Source organism: Desulfomarina sp. (assembly GCF_054039375.1).
Genome location: NZ_JBPLBA010000080.1, coordinates 1 through 3589 on the forward strand (window position 1 = coordinate 1; position 3589 = coordinate 3589).

Genomic DNA, 3589 nt, shown 5'->3' on the forward strand with positions numbered 1-3589 from the left:
TGGGGTTTTCCCGGTGGATACGGTTTTATCTGACTTATATTTTCAGGAATAACGAGTTTCAATTTACGTCACCATTGATAGTTTTCAGAGAAACCGGCACAACCCCTTCACTGTTCTTCCGGTTATCCTCGCCCGGAAAAATCAAAGGATTTAAATATCAATTAAAAATCAAGCTCCGGCCTTTTCAGATCAACCTCTCTTTCCAGGTAAGAGCCCGTTTGGAAAAGCTTTTCCTCCATGAAATGATTTGCCTGAAGCTGAATCCCAACCGGCAACCCTTCACGGGTAAAACCACCGGGGACCGACATACCCGGAATTCCAGCAAGATTTGCTGAAATTGTCATTATATCAGAAAGATAAACAGAAAGAGGATCATCCTTGTTTTCCCCCATTCTCCAGGCCGGCAAAGGAGTTACCGGCGAAAGAATGACATCACATTCATCGAAAACATTTTTATAATCTTTTAAAATAAGCGTTCTTACCTGGGAAGCTTTTTTATAGTAGGCGTCATAATAACCGGAAGAAAGAGCATATGTTCCTATTAAAATACGTCTTTTAACCTCATCCCCGAAACCCGCGGAACGGCTGTTCTTGTACATCTCAAGTAAAGTTTCACTTTTATTATCTCTATATCCGTAAAGTGCCCCATCATACCGGGCAAGATTGGAACTGGCTTCTGAGGGAGCAATTATATAGTAAACAGCAACACAGTATTCCGTATGCGGGAGGGAGACATCTCTTATTTCCGCACCTCCTTCCCTCAGGATATTTATCCCGTTTTCCACTATTGCAGCAATTTCAGGATCAAGACCCTCAGCAAAATATTCTCTGGGAACACCCACTTTTATTCCTTTAATACTCCTGCCGATAAAATCGGAAAAATCGGGAACAGGTTGCTTTACTGATGTTGAATCTTTTTTGTCATATCCACTGATACTCTGCAAAAGCCTTGCGCAGTCGTCAACATTTCCAGCAATGGGACCCACCTGGTCAAGTGAGGATGCAAAAGCAACCAGACCAAACCTGGAGACCCTGCCATAAGTTGGTTTTATTCCTACCACCCCACAGAGGGACGCAGGCTGTCGTATGGATCCTCCTGTATCAGAACCTAGAGAACCCAGACATTCCATGGCAGCAACCGAAGCTGCCGATCCTCCCGATGATCCACCGGCCACATAACCTCTTCTGTAGGGATTGTGAGGTGCCCCGGAAAAACAGGTTTCAGATGTTGAACCCATGGCAAATTCATCCATAGCCACCTTACCGAGGATGACCCCTCCTTCCTTTTTTATTTTCTCAATGACAGTTGCATCAAATACAGGAACAAAATTTTCCAGCATTTTTGACCCGCAGGTTGTTCTCAGGCCCTTTGTGGAAAGAAGGTCTTTTATTGACAGAGGGATACCACAAAGGAGTCCTCCTTCTCCACGACCTCTTTTCCCGTCGGCTTCCGCCGCCTGGTGAAGAGCACCTTCCCTGTCAACAGTGACAAAAGCATTCAGTTGGCTGTCAATTTTTTCGATTCTATCAAGACAGTTACGGGTCAGTTCAACAGAAGAAATTTCACCCTGCTCCATTTTTTCCAAAGCCTGACCTATGGTCAACTTGTATAAATCCATATATTTATTTAAACCTTTGAGAAATTACAGTTCAGAGGCATTAAAACAACAGCATTATTGCCCCTGTAAATATTCACCTGACTCCGAGCCTGTCAATTGCAGGATTTAAGTTTATCTGAAAATTCCCGGCTGAAAACTGTACCGTCACGGTCGGGGTTTTCGTTGGCTTTTTGTACCCTCTGTGTATAAATGGCCGAGCCATAGATTTCAACCGTGCAGGTTTATATGATTTTCGGAACATGAAAACTTTCCCCATCCTGTCGGGGTGCATTTGCCAGGGCTTTCTCTCTTGGAAGGGATTCAAGAATAACATCATCCCGGAAGGCATTACACACTGAAAAAACATGTGTAGTCGGTTCCACGTCCGCTGTCTCCAACTCATCTAGTTTTTCCACGTATGATAAAATTGTATCAAGCTGAACTGTTACTTTTTCCAATTCTCTTTCAGTTAGAGTCAATCGTGCAAGATGTGTGATATGTTCAACTTCTTTTTTTGATATTTTTTTCATTGGGTTACGACCTTTTTTCCATAAAGATTTTCCAGTGATTTTTCAGAAAAACCGTTTTCCGGAAGCTTGAAATCCACAATAGATCGAGCAAAAGCTTCAACAACAGCCGGTTCAAACTGGGTTCCGCTGCAGCGGTATAGTTCTTCAACAGCCTCTTCCATAGTTTTATTTTCCCTGTAATTTCTCCGGGAAGTCATGGCATCATAGCTGTCAACAACTGTTATAATTTTAGTTAGAATATCAAGTTCGTCGCCACAGAGACCATCAGGATAACCCTTACCATCAAATCGCTCATGGTGGTGTCTTATAATAAACTGTTCCTTTTTCATGAAACCCAGTGGTTTTATGATGTTTGCTCCCACACTTGGATGTTTCCTGATCAAAAGCCACTCTTCATCGGTCAGTTTTCCCGGTTTCTGAATACATGAAAGATCTATAACCAGTTTTCCTATATCGTGAAACTGTGCGGCACGCCTTAAAATAAGAATTTCACTTTCCGGCAGCTCCATGGCCAGACCAAGCATAAGAGCGTATTCAGTAACCCTGATTGTATGACCGGCAGTGTAATAATCCTTTTCTTCCATGGCATTCTGAAGACTGCTCATCAACTGCACGGTCGCATTTTCCAGACTATTACTGTAAGTGAGAAGCAGTTTGTTCTGCTCTTCAAGCTGCCGGGCTTTTTTTTGAATATCATCTTCCAGGGATTGCCTGTATCTGCTCTCTTTGAGAACATACATTCTCTTTTCAATGGCCCTGCGTATTTTTACATTGAAAATATCCAGGTCTTCGATTGGCTTTGTCAAAAAATCATAAGCGCCCAGATTAATGGCCTTGACAGCATAATGCATAGATCCGGCACCGGTCAGAAAGAGAACAGGAATATCAAGTCCCAGCCTGTTGAGATGATCCATGGTTTCAAAACCATTCATTTCTGGCATATTTATGTCCAGAATTATAACGTCATAACTGCTGTCGACTATTTCAAGAGCCTCTTTTCCACCAATAACCGTATCCACCTGATGGCCGAACATCTCAAGTATCTTCGATACAGTGGTTCGCACCATTGCGTCATCATCGGCAACAAGTATTTTGGTTGGCCCCCTGTTCATTTCAAAAGCATTTCACTGTAATAATTTCTACTTGAAAACATAAACGTCCGCTGGCTGTACAGCCCGGTTTATTACTGATAATATTAATCTTTTTCAAATGATTACTAATAAAATTCAGCCAAATTGAGAATGTGCCTGCTTTATCAGGCTAGCCTGCGGTCAAAAATCACCAAAAATCTTAATTGATAAGGAATTCAAATGAAAAAATTTACATTCACTCAAAAAGTGAATAGCCAAATTCGTTAAATACATCTTAATACATTGAAATCAAGTTATATTTATATTTTTTCATTTTCTGAAGTGCAGGATTTAGGTCTGAAGTGTAATTCGCAATGGATAGGTTGCGCTT

3 protein-coding genes are annotated in these 3589 nt (G+C 41.7%); all 3 read right to left on the bottom strand.

The features are described from left to right. Nucleotides 1-161: 161 nt before the first annotated feature. The gene (gene gatA / locus ACXLDX_RS04300) at nt 162-1619 is read right to left on the bottom strand and encodes an Asp-tRNA(Asn)/Glu-tRNA(Gln) amidotransferase subunit GatA (RefSeq protein WP_457575960.1); all 1458 of its coding nucleotides are present in this window, start codon (nt 1617-1619) and stop codon (nt 162-164) included. A gap of 221 nt (nt 1620-1840) precedes the next feature. Further along, nucleotides 1841-2128 (bottom strand): Asp-tRNA(Asn)/Glu-tRNA(Gln) amidotransferase subunit GatC, encoded by a 288-nt coding sequence (gene gatC, locus ACXLDX_RS04305; protein ID WP_457575961.1) that lies wholly within the window; start codon nt 2126-2128, stop codon nt 1841-1843. Further along, nucleotides 2125-3240, bottom strand: coding sequence for an HD-GYP domain-containing protein (locus ACXLDX_RS04310; protein WP_457575962.1), 1116 nt, complete (start codon nt 3238-3240; stop codon nt 2125-2127). Before ACXLDX_RS04310 ends, gatC begins: the two co-directional genes overlap by 4 nt. Between the last annotated feature and the right edge of the window lie 349 nt (nt 3241-3589).

Coding starts and splice junctions, on each gene's coding strand:
- gatA (WP_457575960.1), bottom strand. CDS start 1,619: ATGGATTTATACAAGTTGACCATAGGTCAGGCTTTGGAAAAAATGGAG.
- gatC (WP_457575961.1), bottom strand. CDS start 2,128: ATGAAAAAAATATCAAAAAAAGAAGTTGAACATATCACACATCTTGCA.
- ACXLDX_RS04310 (WP_457575962.1), bottom strand. CDS start 3,240: ATGAACAGGGGGCCAACCAAAATACTTGTTGCCGATGATGACGCAATG.